Annotated in this window: 12 protein-coding genes and 1 riboswitch; of the genes, 10 read left to right on the top strand and 2 right to left on the bottom strand. The window is 73.0% G+C overall.

Going from position 1 to position 15434, the window contains the following annotated elements; genetic code table 11:
- Nucleotides 1-47 precede the first annotated feature (47 nt).
- Both ACQKM2_RS19450 and ACQKM2_RS19445 read left to right on the top strand, forming a co-directional pair.
- On the top strand, nucleotides 48-725 hold the full coding sequence (locus ACQKM2_RS19450; RefSeq protein WP_427711213.1) for a hypothetical protein: 678 nt from the start codon (nucleotides 48-50) through the stop codon (nucleotides 723-725).
- A complete protein-coding gene (locus tag ACQKM2_RS19445) occupies nucleotides 722-2236 on the top strand; it encodes a protein kinase domain-containing protein (RefSeq protein ID WP_427711211.1) in 1515 nt (504 codons plus the stop codon). The genes ACQKM2_RS19450 and ACQKM2_RS19445 overlap by 4 nt, the downstream gene beginning before the upstream one ends.
- Before the next feature lie 25 nt (nucleotides 2237-2261).
- Here ACQKM2_RS19445 and ACQKM2_RS19440 read toward each other — a convergent pair whose 3' ends face one another.
- Complete coding sequence (locus ACQKM2_RS19440; RefSeq protein ID WP_427711209.1) at nucleotides 2262-4676, bottom strand: YfhO family protein; 2415 nt, start codon at nucleotides 4674-4676, stop codon at nucleotides 2262-2264.
- Nucleotides 4677-5014: 338 nt separating this feature from the next.
- Here ACQKM2_RS19440 and ACQKM2_RS19435 point away from each other — a divergent pair, with 338 nt between their 5' ends.
- The 3 genes from ACQKM2_RS19435 to ACQKM2_RS19425 all read left to right on the top strand — a co-directional run bounded on the left by ACQKM2_RS19435 (nucleotide 5015) and on the right by ACQKM2_RS19425 (nucleotide 8240).
- Nucleotides 5015-6445 (top strand): hypothetical protein, encoded by a 1431-nt coding sequence (locus ACQKM2_RS19435; RefSeq protein ID WP_427711207.1) that lies wholly within the window; start codon nucleotides 5015-5017, stop codon nucleotides 6443-6445.
- Between the two features lie 126 nt (nucleotides 6446-6571).
- Complete coding sequence (locus ACQKM2_RS19430) at nucleotides 6572-7198, top strand: SurA N-terminal domain-containing protein (protein WP_385762939.1); 627 nt, start codon at nucleotides 6572-6574, stop codon at nucleotides 7196-7198.
- Between the two features lie 28 nt (nucleotides 7199-7226).
- Nucleotides 7227-8240, top strand: a complete 1014-nt coding sequence (locus ACQKM2_RS19425) for a nucleoside triphosphate pyrophosphohydrolase (protein WP_427711205.1) — start codon at nucleotides 7227-7229, stop codon at nucleotides 8238-8240.
- On the opposite strand, the gene ACQKM2_RS19420 is transcribed toward ACQKM2_RS19425, so the two are convergent.
- Nucleotides 8237-9436, bottom strand: coding sequence for a globin domain-containing protein (locus tag ACQKM2_RS19420; protein ID WP_427711203.1), 1200 nt, complete (start codon nucleotides 9434-9436; stop codon nucleotides 8237-8239). The genes ACQKM2_RS19425 and ACQKM2_RS19420 overlap by 4 nt on opposite strands.
- A 170-nt stretch (nucleotides 9437-9606) precedes the next feature.
- Here ACQKM2_RS19420 and ACQKM2_RS19415 point away from each other — a divergent pair, with 170 nt between their 5' ends.
- From ACQKM2_RS19415 to ACQKM2_RS19395, 5 genes are all read left to right on the top strand, one after another.
- Nucleotides 9607-10833: a cytochrome P450 family protein gene (locus tag ACQKM2_RS19415; protein WP_427711387.1), complete on the top strand. Its 1227-nt coding sequence runs from the start codon at nucleotides 9607-9609 to the stop codon at nucleotides 10831-10833.
- A 127-nt stretch (nucleotides 10834-10960) separates the two neighbouring features.
- Entirely contained in the window at nucleotides 10961-12019 is a 1059-nt protein-coding gene (locus ACQKM2_RS19410; RefSeq protein WP_427711201.1) for a transglycosylase family protein, read from the top strand.
- Between the two features lie 275 nt (nucleotides 12020-12294).
- A riboswitch (cyclic di-AMP (ydaO/yuaA leader) is annotated at nucleotides 12295-12467 on the top strand.
- Between the two features lie 2 nt (nucleotides 12468-12469).
- Nucleotides 12470-13219, top strand: a complete 750-nt coding sequence (locus tag ACQKM2_RS19405) for a transglycosylase family protein (RefSeq protein ID WP_427711199.1) — start codon at nucleotides 12470-12472, stop codon at nucleotides 13217-13219.
- Between the two features lie 316 nt (nucleotides 13220-13535).
- On the top strand, nucleotides 13536-14822 hold the full coding sequence (eno, locus tag ACQKM2_RS19400; RefSeq protein ID WP_427711197.1) for a phosphopyruvate hydratase: 1287 nt from the start codon (nucleotides 13536-13538) through the stop codon (nucleotides 14820-14822).
- An 89-nt stretch (nucleotides 14823-14911) separates the two neighbouring features.
- Nucleotides 14912-15400: an FtsB family cell division protein gene (locus ACQKM2_RS19395; RefSeq protein ID WP_427711196.1), complete on the top strand. Its 489-nt coding sequence runs from the start codon at nucleotides 14912-14914 to the stop codon at nucleotides 15398-15400.
- The last annotated feature ends 34 nt before the right edge of the window (nucleotides 15401-15434 follow it).

Here is a 15434-nt window from a genome sequence, read left to right as displayed (position 1 = left end):
ATACGCTTCGAGCCGTCACCTTTCCGCACGGCCCGTCAGGAGCACCGATGCACGGCCCCGGCATCCCGCCGCAGCAAGGCCCCCACGGCCACCGGCCCCTCTCCGGGGGCGCGATGACGCTGCGCGTGCTGTTCACGGCGCTGCCCGTACTCACCTGCGGTTTCTTCGCCTGGGGCTCGATGGTGCGGCTCGCGATCCTCACCCGCAAGGGCCGGGACTGGGCGCTGCTGGTCCTGAGCCTGGTGCTGTCCGTCGTGTGGATCACCTTCATCGGGCTCGACCCGACGGAGAAGACGAACGGCTGGCAGGGCAACCTCGGCGCCGGTGGCTCGATCTTCACCGGCTTCGCGATCTGCGTGTACTACCTCGTCGCCGACATCAAGCACCACGAGGCCAGGGCCCTGGCCCCGGCGCCCGCACCCTGGTACCCGTCCGCGCCGCAGGCCCCGTACGCCCAGCACCAGCAGCCCGGCCTCCACCAGCCGCAGCCCCCGCACCAGACCACCCCCGGCTACGGCTACCCGCCGGCCGGACAGCAGGACGGCCGGCCGCCCGTGCCCCCGCAGCCGCAGCAGCCCGCCACGCCCCCGCGCCTCGGCCAGGTCCGCGCCGAACTCGACGAGCTGAGCGAACTCCTGCGCCAGCAGAACCCGCCCCGGCCCCCGCAGCCCGGCGGCCCCTACCAGGACCCGAACTCCACGGCGATCCAGGACCCGAAGCAGTGACCCAGGGCGAACGCCTCATCGGCGAGCGCTACCAGCTCGCCACCATCCTCGGCCAGGGCGGCATGGGCCAGGTCTGGACCGCCTACGACCGCCGCCTCGACCGCCGCGTCGCCGTCAAGCTGCTGCGCCCCGACAAGGTCGCCGGCCCCGGCACCGTCGCCGAGGAACTGCGCCGCCGCTTCGTCCGCGAATGCCGCGTCACCGCCCAGGTCGACCACCCCGGCCTCGTCACCGTCCACGACGCCGGCAGCGACGGCGACGAGCTGTACCTCGTCATGGGCTACGTCGAGGGCTCCGACCTCGCCGACCACCTCGCCGAACACGACCCCTACCCCTGGCCCTGGGCCGTCGCCGTCGTGGCACAGCTGTGCGCGGTGCTCTCCGCCGTGCACGCCGTACCGATCGTCCACCGCGACCTCAAGCCGCGGAACGTGATGATCCGCCCCGACGGGACCGTCCTCGTCCTCGACCTCGGCGTCGCCTCCGTGATGGACACCGACACCACCCGCCTCACCAGCACCGGCTCACCCATCGGCAGCCCCGCCTACATGGCCCCCGAACAGGCCATGGGCGGCGCCGTCGGCCCCTACACCGACCTGTACGCCCTCGGCGTCCTGCTGTACGAACTCCTCAGCGGCGGCGTCCCCTTCGCCGGCACCACCGCCCTCGGCGTCCTCCACCGCCACCTCTACGAACCCCCGGCCCCGGTCCGCCCGCTGCGCCCCGAGATCCCCCCGGAGCTGGAGGCCGTCCTGCTGCGCCTCCTCGCCAAGGACCCCCAGGACCGCCCCGGCTCCGCCCAGGAGGTGTACGAGGCCCTCGTGCCGCTGCTCCCGGCCCCCGGCAGCCGCCACCCCTCCGGCCCCCTGGACCCCACCCGGCCCTTCCTGCGCCCCCAGGCGCCCTGGCCCGACCGGGCCGCCGCCGTGCCCCCGCGGCCCACCGCGCCCCCGGCCCCGCCCCGCCCCGACATCCCGGGCGCGGTCGACGAGGCCCGCAAGCTCCTCGACCAGGGCCGGCTCACCCAGGCCGTGGACATCCTCGGCGACATCCTCCCCGCGGCCGCCGCCGAGCACGGCGAGCACTCCCCGGTGGTCCGCAGCCTGCGCAAGCAGTACGCCGCCACCCTCATGGACGACGGCCAGTACCGCCGCGCCCTGCCCGAGCTGCGCCGCCTCGCCGACCAGTTCCCCGCCGGGGACCCCCAGGCGCTGCGCTTCCGCTACGACGCCGCCCAGTGCCTGGAACAGCTCGGCGAACCCGCGGCGGCCCTCGCCGAGTACCGCTCGCTGCTGCCCCTGTTCGAGAACCACTACGCCAACCCGGACCCCGGCCTGCCGCTGGACGTCCGCCGGCGGATAGCGCACCTGCTGCTCTCCCTCGGCGACCGCCCCGCCGCCCACGACACCCTGGTCCGCCTCCTCTACGACGCCGACCGCGTCCACGGCCCCGCACACCCCCTGCCGGTGGAGATCCGGCGCACCCTGCAATGGCTGGGCCAGGTGCGGTGACGGGGCCCTTCCCGGCCGCCGAGGACTAGTGCACCGCCGCGCCCGAGCCCGCGCGCAGCCGACGGCGCCGCAGCGCCGTCCCGGCCAGCGCGAGTACGGACACCCCCGCCACGGCCGCCCCGGCAGGCAGCCCCGGCGGGCTGAACTCGCAGCTCACCGTGGTGGTGCGGCCGTCCAGCGGCACGGCGAGCAGCCCGAGGCGGGACCGCCCCGGGCGGCCGTCGCAGCTCCAGCCCGCGATGGCCGGCACCGACACCACCGCCGTGCCCGTGCTGCCCGCGGGCAGGGTGGCGGTCAGCCCCGACGAGGTGACCCGCACGCCGGTGGCCGCCTTCGCCCGCAGCCCCGCCACCGCCGCGCCCAGCCGGACCCCGTCCAGGCAGGACAGCGCCCACCGCGCGGGGGCCGGGCGGTCGAAGACGAGCTTCGAGGCGGGCCCGCGCGAGAGCCCCAGCGACTGGAGCGCCGCCCGGTTCTTCGGCGGGTTCCCGTTCAGCTTGAAGGGGCGGCCGCCCGCCAGCCGGGCCGTCGCGTTGTACTCCGGCGCCCACAGGAACGCCTCCGTCCCCGCCCGGCACACCCCGGGCGCGACCGGGTCCTCGTACACCTTCGCGCCCAGCAGCAGCTCCTGGTTGGCGAAGGGCGACTCCCCGTACGCCCCGGGCACCTCCGCCGGCTGGACGGTGACCAGCGGCAGGGCCTCGGCGCGGGCGACCGAGCCGTCGGGCTTCAGCCGGGCGCCCACCGCGAACAGGGCGTCCGTCACCGGGTTGTCCAGGCTCTGCACGCTGCGCCCGCGCGAGGTCGAGCCCGCACCGAGCGCCGTCATCGTGCGCGTGAACACGTCCGGGGTGTGGCTGCTGTAGTACGCGCCGCCCTCCCCGCCCAGCAGCAGCGGGTCGTTGCCCGACAGCGCCGGCCGGCCCGCGTCCGTCCGGTACGCCGGCCAGCCCTCCGCCCCGGCCAGGGCGCGGGCGCGCGCGGTGTGCGCCCGGCCCCAGGACGGGTAGTCGTCCAGCCCGGCCAGCTTGCCCTTGTGGCCGTACGCCGTCGCCGCCGCGGCCTGCGCCACCAGCACCGCCGCGAGCAGCCCCGCGGCCGCCGGCCGCAGCCGCCGCCGGCCCATCGCCCGCCAGGCGGCGATGCCCAGCAGCAGTCCGCCCGCGAACAGCGCGTAGCCCCACACCGTCACCAGGGCGCTGCCGCCCGCCCACAGCGCGGCCGCCGTCAGCAGAGCGCCGCCCGCCGCGAGCGCCCGGGGCCCGGGCACGCCCGCGGCGAGGCCCGTCCAGGCGGCGATCACCGCGATGCCGGCCAGCACGAACGTCTGCCGGTACGCGCTGCCGTTCGGGGTGGCGAAGAGGTGCCACAGCAGATGGGTCGGCTCCCACTGCAGGGACAGCGCCACCGCCACCACCAGCCCCGCCCACCAGCAGCGGGTGCGGACCGGCAGCGCCCGGTGGAACGGCAGCGCCGCCACCAGCAGCAGGGTCCCCGTCCCGACGAACACGGCGGGGGAGTTGAAGGAGTACGTGGCCGGCATCAGCCGGGCGAAGAAGTCGGACCACGGCACCGGCCCGAACTCCTTGGACCAGCCCGGGTAGGCCTGCTTCGTGCTGAGGAACAGCGGCACCAGCACCGGCGCCGACAGCCCGATCCCCAGCAGCGTCGTCACCGCCGCCCGCCCGACCACCAGGGCCCGCTCGCGGGCCCCCTCCCGGGTCAGCACCACCCGCACCACCAGCACCAGCGCCGCGCCGAGCGTGGCCATGTAGGCGGTGTAGAAGTTGGCGGTCCACCCCACCGCGACGACCAGCACCCCGAGCACCGGCCGCCGCCCGCGCAGCGCCCACTCGCCGGTCAGGCACAGCAGGGGGAAGGCGACGAGCCCGTCCAGCCACATCGGGTTGTACGCGGCCTCGATCACCGACCACCCGCACAGCGCGTACGAGGCCCCCAGCAGCCCCGCCGCCCACCACGGCCCGCGCCGCTGGGTCCGCAGCAGCCAGGCCATCGCGGCCGCGGCGGCCGCCGTCTTCAGCACGGTCACCACGTACACCGCGAGGTCGATGTCCTCGCGCGGGAACAGCGCCACGAGCACGGCGAAGGGACTCGTCAGGTAGGTCCCGAGGTCGGGCAGGAAGCTGGTGCCGTACCCGGACTGCCAGTTGAACAGCAGCCCGCCCTCGGCCCGCCCGTGCAGCAGGTCCCACAGGTGCGCGTGGAACGGCACGAACTGGTTGCCGAGGTCGTTGACGCTGCGATGGCGCCCCCCGTACGGGAACACCCGCGCGACGGCGTCCCCACCGCACACGGCGACGGCGGTGACGACGGAGGCGAACACCGCCCCGAGGAGCGAATCCTTCCGGCCGGAACGTCGTACGGACGGGTCGGCGGGACGCCCGGGAACCCGGCGCGGGGCGAGCTGCGATGTCGACATGGTGGTCAGATCCTCGCAGCAACGGTTGACGGAGGGGTGGCCGCCGGGTGGCCGACTGCTGATCCGGCTTTTTCACGGCATGTGAGCGCAGGGTGCCCTCGTACGGGTGAACGCCGTACGCATGGCCGCCTGAGCTTGGGTGGAGAGGCCACTGTTGGCGGAGGCCGCTGTGTGCGGGATGCAGCGTGTGAGAAGGGGGCCCAGTGGCCGGAGGCAGGAGGCGGCAGAAGCACCGGCTGCGGGCGCCGGCCGATCCGTTCACGGTGCCGGCACCCGCGGGAGCACGCATCCGGGACCGTCTGCGTCCGTCAGCCCGTGACGCCGAGGTGCTGCTGGCCGTGGGCGATCATCTGGGCCGGTACGCACGGGCGGATCTGGCCGACCGCCTGCGGATCGGGGCCGTTTCGGGAAAGGACACCCGACGGGCCGAACGCAAGCGCGCGTCGACGAGGGTCTCGTCGTCCCGATGGGCGGGGTCCGTCACCCGTGTCAGCGAGGACCAGTACCGGCTCTCCTCACGGCGCCTGGCGGACGAATGGTCCATGCTGCGCCGGGCGGTCGCGAAGATCCGCAACCGTCTGGCGGTGCCGTGCGGGCGGAGGGCGGACGGAGTCCGCGGCTATCCCAGCCAGGCGGAGCGCGCGCAGAAGCAGCGGCGGCTGCAGGTTCTCACGTCGCGCCTGGCCGAGGTGGAGCGACGCCTCGGGGCCGGGCGCCCGGCGATCGTGGTGGGCGGCCGTCGTCTGGCCAAGGCCCGGCACAGCCTCGTCGACGCAGGTCTCACCGAGACCGAGTGGCGGGAACACTGGACGGCGCGGCGCATGTTCCTGACAGCCGACGGCGAGTCCGGCAAGCCGTACGGCAACCACACGATCAGCGTCGACCCGGCGGACGGTACGGTCGCCGTCGTCCTGCCCGAACCGTTGAGGCACCTGGCCAATGCGCCGCGCGGCCGCTACCGGCTCGCCTGCACCGTCGGGTTCAGCCATCGCCGGGACGAATGGCTCGACCGCGTCACGGCTGACCGGGCCGTTCGCTACGACATCGTGCGTGACCCCGGACGCGGCCGCTGGTACCTCGACGCCTCCTGGTCCGCCCCGAAGACCGCCCTGCCCACCCCCACCGAACTGGCGGCCAGGGGCGCCAGGCTGCTGGCCGTGGACCTCAACGCCGGCCACCTCGCGGTCTGTGTCGTGGACGTGCACGGCAACCCGGTCGGCACCCCCGCCGACGTGCCCACCGATCTCACGGGACCGGCCTCCCGGCGTGACGGGCGGCTCCGCTCGGCGATCACCACACTGATCGGACTCGCCAGGGACCACGGCTGCACGGGCCTGGCGATCGAGAACCTCGGCTTCGGCGAGACCTTGGCCACCGGGCGCGAAACCATGGGACGGGGCAAACGCGGCAAGGTTTTCCGCCGCACCGTCGCAGGCTTGCCGACCGCCCGCTTCCGAGACCGGCTTCGGGGCATGGCCCGCCACGCCGGACTGGTCGTCGTCGCGGTCGATCCGGCCTACACCTCCCGCTGGGGCGGCCAGTACTGGAAGGCCCCGCTCCAGCAGCAGTCCAAGACCATCGTCGTCACCGGCCACCACGCGGCCGCGGTGGCGATCGGCAGGCGTGCCCGTCAGGGGCAGAAGACCTGCTGGGACCGGAGCGACCGGCTCGTGCTGATCCCCGTTTCCCAAGACCGTTCGGGGAAGCAGTCGGCCGGCCCGGCCCACCGTGATCGGGCGAACGGCGGCCGGCAACGCCAGGAACGGTGAACTCGCACCCCAACACCACCGGAATCGTTGGTCGAACCGGTGGCTCGGGCCACCCTGACTGCATACCATCGATCACCGCAAGGCCCTTGTGCACCGAAGCACAATCTCCCGGCCCTGGAGGCTCCTTTGCACCGTCGCACTGCGCTCTCCGTCTCCGCCGTCCTGCTCGCGGCGGCCCCCCTGCTGACCGCGTGTTCCGGGGAGACCCGGCCCGGTACCGCCGCCGTCGTCGGGGGTGAGCGCATCACCACCTCGGCGCTCCAGGCCCAGGTCGGCGACGTGCGCGCCGCGCAGAACAAGTCCGAGCAGGGTGCGCAGCTGATCGGCGCGACCGCCGGGCTGGAGCGGCTGAAGCTGAACAAGATGATCCAGAGCGCCGTCCTGGAGCGGGCCGCGGAGGACGCCGGGCTGAGCGTGAGCCCGAAGGAGGTCCAGGACGTCCGCAAGGCGCAGCTGGAGCAGCTGGGCGGGGAGAAGGCGCTGCGGGACGCGGCGCTGCAGCAGGCGCAGCTGGCGCCGGGGCAGATCGAGGCGGACACCCGTTTCAAGCTGCTGCGGGACAAGCTCTTCGCGCACTACGGCAGCCAGGACAAGGCGCTGGCCAAGCTGGGGGAGGCGGCGAAGGCGCTGCACATCGAGGTCAACCCGCGCTACGGGCACTGGGACGCGCAGCAGATCCTGCTCGGCGACCAGGAGACGCCGTGGATCACCCAGCGGACCCGGCCCGAGCAGGCGGCACCCGCCGGAGCCTGAGGGCCGCGGGCGGGGGTAGGTTCGGGGGGTGAACGACACCCCCGCCTCCGCCGCCGCTCCCGCCGAGCCCACGGGCCGGATCGTCCTGCTGACCGCCAGCCACCGGGTCGCCCCGGGGCTGCTGTCCTGGCCGGCCTGGCAGACCCTGCACGCCGCGGACCGGGTGCTGTGCGCCGACCCGGGCCACCCGCAGCTGCCGTACCTGCGCGAGGCGGGGGTCGAGGTGGAGCAGGAGAGCCCGGACGCGCAGGAGCTCGTCGCGGCGTGTGCCGGGGGCCGGACGGTCGTGGTGCTGCCGTCCGGGGAGGGCGACCAGCGGCTGACGGACGGGCTGGCCCGGCTGGCCGGGTCGGGCCGGGTCGCCATGCCCGACCTGGAGCTGCTGCCCGGCTCGTACGACCTGCCGGGGGCGCGGCTGCTGGACCTGGTGCAGGTCATGGACAGGGTGCGGCGGGAGTGCCCGTGGACCTCGCGGCAGACCCACGAGGGGCTGGTGAAGTACGCCATCGAGGAGGCGTACGAGCTCGTCGAGGCGATCGAGGACGGCGACCGGGACGCGCTGCGCGAGGAGCTCGGCGACGTGCTGCTGCAGGTGGTCTTCCACGCGCGGATCGCCGAGGAGGCGGGCGGCGGCGAGGACGGGGCGGAGGCCTTCTCCATCGACGACGTCGCGGGTGACCTGGTCGACAAGCTGATCCGGCGCCACCCGCATGTGTTCGGGGACGCCACGGCCGACTCCCCGGAGGACGTCAGCGCCCACTGGCAGGCCACCAAGGCGGTGGAGAAGCAGCGGGACTCGGTCACCGACGGGATCCCGCTGGGCCAGCCGGGCCTGGCGCTGGCGGCCAAGCTCGCCGGGCGGGTCCGTGCGGGCGGGGTGGCCGTGGAGCTGCCCCGCGGCGAGGGCATCGGGTACGAGCTGCTGGAGCTGGCGGCCCGCGCCGAGGCGTCGGGGACCGACCCGGAGACGGCGCTGCGCGCGGCGGCCCGCGCCTACCGGGACGCGATCCGGGCGGCCGAGGGCGTCGAAGACACGGTCTAGTCGCGCGGCGCGCGCGCCGAGGGGTTGTGCCAGTGCGGGGCCGGCCGGTGCAGGAACCACTCGCCGAAGCCCAGCGGGCGGGTGCGCTGGGAGCCGGCGACGGGGACGGCGTCGTGGAAGAGGCGGTCGGGGCGGGCTCCGAGTTCCTGGAGGAGGTGGGAGGTCTCCTCGACGAACAGGGCCGGCCCGCTGAGGTAGACGTCCTGCTCCCGCCACAGGGCGCGGTTGCTGAGGGCGGTCGCCAGCCGGTCGGTGGCCTGGTTGCGGTGCTGCCCGGGGGCCGGGGTGATGTAGGTGACGCCGAGCCAGCGGCAGGCGGCGGCGTGCCGGTCGATCAGGGGCCGGTCGTAGAGGTGCGCGGCGTCCCGTGCGACGACGAAGAGGCGTACGTCGTGGTCGGGAGGGTGCTGGAGGAGTTCCTCCAGCAGGGCGCGTACGGGCGCCCAGCCGGTGCCGGCGGCGATGAGGGTGAGGGGCCGGTCCTCGTGGCGCAGGGTGAGCCGGCCGCCGGGGGCGCCGAGCCGCAGGACTTCGCCGGGCAGGACGTCGCGGACCAGGGCGGTGCTGAGGCGGCCGCCGTCGATGCGGCTGACGTGCAGGTCGACGGTGCCGTCGGGGCGGGGGGCGTTGGCGAGGGAGTAGGTGCGCCAGGTGGTCGGTACGCGGGCGCTGCTCACGCTGACGTACTGGCCGGGCCGGTAGGGCAGCGGGGTGCGCGGTGCCAGGGTCAGTACGCCGATGTCCTCGCCGTACTGGAGGTGGCGTACCACCTCGGCATCCCACCAGGGGGGTTCGTCGCTGTCGGCGGCGCCGGCGGTCATGGCGTCGGCGATGACCTGGTAGGCCTCGTACCAAGCCTTCTCGACGGCCGGGGTCCAGGCGTCGCCGGAGGTCTGGGCGAGGGCGGCGACCAGGCTGGTGCCGACGGCCGCGTAGTGCTCGGGGCCGACGAGGAACTTGCGGTGGTCGCGTCCGAGGTCGCGTAGATAGGGGACGAGGGTCCCGCTCTCCAGGTGGGTGACGACGTGGGTGAGCGCGGCGAAGAGCCGGTCGCGCTGGCGTTCCATGTCCTCGGCGGAGGACGGGAAGAGTTCGCGGAGTCCGGGGTTGTGCCAGAAGAGGTGGGAGTAGAAGTACTTGACCGCGTGCTCGGCCCTTCTCTCCACCACCGCGAAACTGCTCTTCAAGATCCTCACATCCACAGAACCGAAAGTAGGAATGTCGCAGAACCTGACGTCAAGTGATGTCCGATCTGCGGACAGCCGCGACGAAGCGGCCATAAGGGATGGCCGGTGGCGAGCCGGGATACGGTCGACGGGTGCACGATCAGACCTCCGCCGCCCAGCCCGATCCGTCCCCCACGGAGATGCCGACGCTCTTCGACTGGGAGTTCGCGACCGACCCGTATCCGGCCTACGCCTGGCTGCGGGAGAACTCCCCGGTGCACCGCACCCGGCTCCCCAGCGGGGTGGAGGCCTGGCTGGTGACGCGGTACGCCGACGCCCGCCAGGCCCTCGCGGACCAGCGGCTGAGCAAGAACCCGGCGCACCACGCGGAGCCGGCGCACGCCAAGGGCAAGACCGGGATCCCGGGGGAGCGCAAGGCGGAGCTGATGACGCACCTGCTGAACATCGACCCGCCGGACCACACCCGGCTGCGGCGGCTGGTGTCGAAGGCGTTCACGCCGCGGCGTGTGGCCGAGTTCACTCCGCGCGTGCAGGAGCTGACCGACCATCTCATCGATCGGTTCGCGGAGAAGGGGGAGGCGGACCTCATCCACGAGTTCGCGTTCCCGCTCCCCATCTACGCCATCTGCGAGATGCTCGGCGTACCGAGGGAGGACCAGGACGACTTCCGCGACTGGGCCGGGATGATGATCCGGCACGGCGGCGGGCCGCGCGGCGGGGTCGCCCGCTCGGTGAAGCAGATGCGTACCTATCTCGGGGAACTGATCCACCGCAAGCGGGACGATCTGGGCAATGACCTCATCTCCGATCTGATCCGGGCAAGTGACCACGGAGACCATCTGACGGAGGCGGAGGCCACGGCGATGGCCTTCATCCTGCTCTTCGCCGGCTTCGAGACGACCGTGAACCTCATCGGCAACGGCATCCACTCCCTCTTCATGAACCCGGACCAGCGCGAGCGCCTCCAGGCCTCCCTCGCGGCCGGGGAGAGCGCGCTGCTGGAGACCGGCGTCGAGGAACTGCTGCGCTACGACGGCCCCGTGGAGCTCGCCACCTGGCGGTTCGCCACCCGGCCGCTGACCCTCGGCGGGCAGGACATCGCGGCCGGGGACCCCGTGCTGGTGGTCCTCGCGGCGGCCGACCGCGACCCGGAGCGGTTCGCCGAACCGGACACCCTGGACCTCTCCCGGAGTGACAACCAACACCTCGGATACGGCCACGGGATCCACTACTGCCTCGGAGCTCCGCTGGCCCGTCTCGAAGGGCAGACGGCGCTCGGAACTTTGCTGAAGCGTCTGCCGGATCTGGAACTTGCGATTCCCCCTACGGACCTGCGCTGGCGCGGCGGGCTCATCATGCGGGGCCTGCGCACCCTCCCCGTCCGCTTCACAGTCCCGAACGGTTGAGGGCGCGGACGGCGCCGGACTGACCGGAAGTCAGTCCGCACATCCGTCCACCGTCGAACTTGTGACATCCGTTCGAAGGCGGCTAGGTTCTGCCGTTACCCCGCCGTTATGCGAAAGGTGCAGCCTCATGCTTCCCGGGAACGGCCGCCACAGACGCCCCCGCCAGGTACCCGCGATCGTCGTCACCGCAGGAGTCACCGGCTCCGCGCTGGCCATGCCGCTGCTCGCCGCCACAGGTGCGAACGCGGCCGACACCGCCACGTGGGACAAGGTCGCCGACTGCGAGAGCGGCGGCACCTGGAGCGCGAACTCCGGCAGCGGCGCCTACGGCGGCCTGCAGTTCACCCTGGAGCAGTGGCGCAACGCCGGAGGACTCGCGTACGCGGAGCGCCCCGACCTCGCCAGCCGCTCGCAGCAGATCGCGGTCGCCGAGCGCGTGCTGGCCTCCCAGGGCCCCCAGGCCTGGCCGCTGTGCTCCGCCTCGGCCGGGCTGACCCAGCAGGGCCCCGCGCCCGAGGTGGACCCGGGCGACAAGCTGGAGCCCGGCCCCGTCGCGCCCACCAAGGGCCGGCCCGACGGCTCGGTGCCGAACGCGGGCAAGGGCAAGCCCTCCACGGACTTCGGGGCCCCGACCCCGGCGCCGGGCACCCCGTCCAACCCGAGCGGGCTGCCGGACTACCCGCTGGGCCCCTCCAGCGGACTGCCCGTCATGCCCGAGCCGGACTTCACGGTCCAGCCCACGACGCCCGGCACGCCCACGCCCACGACGCCCGGCACGCCCACGCCGGGCACGCCCACGCCCACGGCGCCGGGCACCCCGACCGCTCCGGGCGCCACCCCGACGGCCCCGGCCACCCCGGGGGCCACTCCGGCCCCGGGCGCCACGCCCACCGCCCCGGCCACCCCGGGCGCCACGGCGGGCACCCCGGCCGACGCGGCGGCGGACGGCTCGGGCAAGCACCGCGGCCCGGCCGCCATCGAGGTGCCGGCGGCGCCTGGCACGGCGTCAGCACCCGCCGCGGACCCCGTCTACACCGTGAAGCCGGGCGACAGCCTTTCGGACATCGCGAAGGCCAAGGGCGTCCAGGGCGGTTGGGGCGAGCTCTACAAGGCCAACGAGCAGGTCATCGGTGGGGACGCGGACCTCATCAAGCCCGGGCAGAACCTGGATCTAACCAAGAAATAGTGGGCAGTTCGGACATCCATTAAGAGTTGAATGTCCGTTATCGCCAAATGAGACATGCATCTCTTCCGGACAACTGGCGTGTCTCGTTCCGGAACTGTTGCAAACACCCCTCTCACCTGCGCAAACGTGCTCCCGAGAGAGGCAAGTAGGCCGGTTTCTCCCCAAAATCGCACGTTGAACATCGGGGAGAGACCTGTCTACCTTCTGAATCGCTCGCCACCGCGGGCTCCTTCGACCGCATCGCCGAATCCTGCCGGCGGACGGAGGGAACAGTCGTCGCGCAAGCGCCGAAGGCAGGAGCGGGGGAACCAAGGTAGGCGCCGGGAAAGGCCGTTGAGAGACGGCCCGCGTACCGGCTAGGGGTGAAGACACGCGCCGCGCCGCGTGACCGGGCAACTCATCCGCCCGAACCCGACAGCTCACCTCGAAGGCGTCGGTGAGGAGAACTCCATGCTGCTTTCCGGCAAGGGCAAGCACCGCCGCGGCTCCAAGGCCGTCCGCATCGTCACGCTCGCCGGTGTCGCCGGTGTCGCCGTCGCGGCCCCGCTGATGGCCGCCGGCACCGCCAGCGCCGCCACCGCGGCCGAGTGGGACAAGGTCGCCGCCTGCGAGTCCGGCGGCAACTGGTCCATCAACACGGGCAACGGCTACTACGGCGGCCTGCAGTTCTCGTCCTCCACGTGGGCCGCGTACGGCGGCAAGGCGTACGCCGCGCAGGCCAACCAGGCCACCAAGGGCCAGCAGATAGCCATCGCCGAGAAGGTCCTCAAGGGCCAGGGCAAGGGCGCCTGGCCGTCCTGCGGCGTCGGCCTGTCCAACTCCTCGTACAACGGCGGCGGTTCGACCACCCCGGCCAAGCCGAAGCCCGAGACGAAGCCGGCCCCGGCCAAGCCCGCTCCGGCCAAGCCGGCCCCGGCGAAGCCCGCCCCGGCGAAGCCGTCCACCCCGAAGACCGAGACCGAGACCAAGGGCTCCGGCTCCGGCTCCGGCAACTGGACCCCGGGCAAGCCGTCGACCCCGAAGGCCGAGACCCCGCAGACGGGCAACGGCACCTACACGGTCAAGGAAGGCGACACCCTCGGCACCATCGCCGACGCCAACAAGGTCAAGGGCGGCTGGGAGAAGCTCTTCGAGCTCAACAAGGACACCGTCTCCGACGCCGACCTGATCTTCCCGGGTCAGAAGCTGAAGCTCGGCTGAACGTCCGCGTAACTCTCGCGGCACCCCGCAGCATCCCCACCGCCCGGCGCGTATCCCCCCACGCGCCGGGCGGCGGCGTGTCGTCCGCCGGTCACCGCATTCCGGAACCGGAGCACCGGCTTCCGTCGTCTGACCCCCCGGCACACGCGTTGAATCAAGGGTCCTATGTCCCGGAAGACGGGTATTCGGACCCTTTTTCGTCCCAGGAGCCGGGCGGTCGGGCAGCCCACACCCCGGAGCCGGTTAGGCTCTAGTCGGCAGGGCCGTCCCACGGCCCACACGCCACCGCACACCCAGCGTCACATCCCAGAAGGAGATGCTCGTGCCGTCCATCGACGTCGTCGTAGCCCGGGAAATCCTGGACTCCCGAGGCAACCCCACGGTCGAGGTCGAGGTGGGCCTCGACGACGGCAGCACCGGCCGTGCTGCCGTTCCGTCCGGCGCCTCCACCGGTGCCTTCGAGGCCATCGAGCTCCGTGACGGTGACCCCAACCGTTACATGGGCAAGGGCGTGGAGAAGGCCGTCCTCGCCGTCATCGAGCAGATCGGGCCGGAGCTCGTCGGCTACGACGCCACCGAGCAGCGCCTGATCGACCAGGCCATGTTCGACCTCGACGCCACCGACAACAAGGGCTCGCTCGGCGCCAACGCCATCCTCGGCGTCTCCCTCGCCGTCGCGCACGCCGCGTCCGAGGCCTCGGACCTGCCGCTCTTCCGCTACCTCGGCGGCCCGAACGCGCACCTGCTGCCCGTTCCGATGATGAACATCCTCAACGGTGGGTCGCACGCCGACTCCAACGTCGACATCCAGGAGTTCATGATCGCCCCGATCGGCGCGGAGTCCTTCTCCGAGGCCCTGCGCTGGGGTGCCGAGGTCTACCACACCCTCAAGAAGGTCCTGCACAACAAGGGCCTCTCCACCGGCCTGGGCGACGAGGGCGGCTTCGCCCCGAACCTGGAGTCCAACCGCGCCGCGCTCGACCTCATCATCGAGGCCGTCAAGCAGGCCGGCTACACCCCGGGCAAGGACATCGCGCTCGCGCTCGACGTCGCCGCGTCCGAGTTCTACAAGGACGGCAAGTACGAGTTCGAGGGCCAGTCCCGCTCGGCCGCCGAGATGACCGACTACTACGCCGAGCTCGTCGAGGCGTACCCGCTCGTCTCCATCGAGGACCCGCTCTTCGAGGACGACTGGGCCGGCTGGAAGACCATCACCGACCGCCTGGGCTCCAAGGTCCAGATCGTCGGCGACGACCTCTTCGTCACCAACCCCGAGCGCCTCGCCCGCGGCATCGAGGAGGGCTCCGCGAACGCCCTGCTCGTGAAGGTGAACCAGATCGGCTCCCTCACCGAGACCCTCGACGCCGTCGAGATGGCCCAGCGCAACGGCTTCAAGTGCATGATGTCGCACCGCTCCGGCGAGACCGAGGACGTCACCATCGCCGACCTCGCCGTCGCCGTGAACTGCGGTCAGATCAAGACCGGCGCCCCGGCCCGCTCGGACCGCGTCGCCAAGTACAACCAGCTGCTGCGCATCGAGGAGATCCTCGACGACGCCGCCGTGTACGCCGGCCGCAGCGCCTTCCCGCGCTTCAAGGGCTAATCGCGCTCAGCCTCCGTACGTCCCCGCACTCGGTCCCGTACCGTGTGCGGGGACGTATTGCGTAGCACGCGCACAGGGGAGGCGGGGCCATGGCCGGGAACCGGGATCGGTTCTCCACCTTCTCGACGGCGACCCGGCTCAAGCAGCTCGGCGAGCGGACCGCGGCCCACGTCTACCGCTCGCAGTCCCGCCGGCACATCCGCCGCAGCCGGCTCACCGGCCGCGCGGCACTGCTGGTCCTCGTCCTCTGTACGCTGGTCGTCGCCCTCGCGTATCCGATGCGCCAGTACGTCTCCCAGCGCTCGGAGATCACGGACCAGCAGCGGGCCGCCGACACCGCGCGCAAGCGCCTCGAACAGCTCCGCGACGAGAAGGCCCGCTGGCAGGACCCCGCCTACGCGGAGCAGCAGGCGCGCAGGCACCTGCACTTCCTGCGCCCGGGGGAGATCGGCTACATCATGACCGACCCCGGGGCCGCGGCCCCGGATCACCGACGCGGCGGCCAGGACGGTTCCGACCGCCCCTGGTACTCCAACGTCTGGGACGGCGTCGACAAGGCCGACCGCCCCGGCGAATGACCCACTGACCCAACCCATCACGCACGACCGAACG

Origin of the sequence: Streptomyces sp. NPDC004126, assembly GCF_050275515.1 — a bacterium.
Taxonomy (GTDB): Bacteria; Actinomycetota; Actinomycetes; order Streptomycetales; family Streptomycetaceae; genus Streptomyces.
The sequence above is the reverse complement of the archived record's forward strand: the minus strand, read 5'-3'. Positions and strand labels throughout refer to the sequence as shown.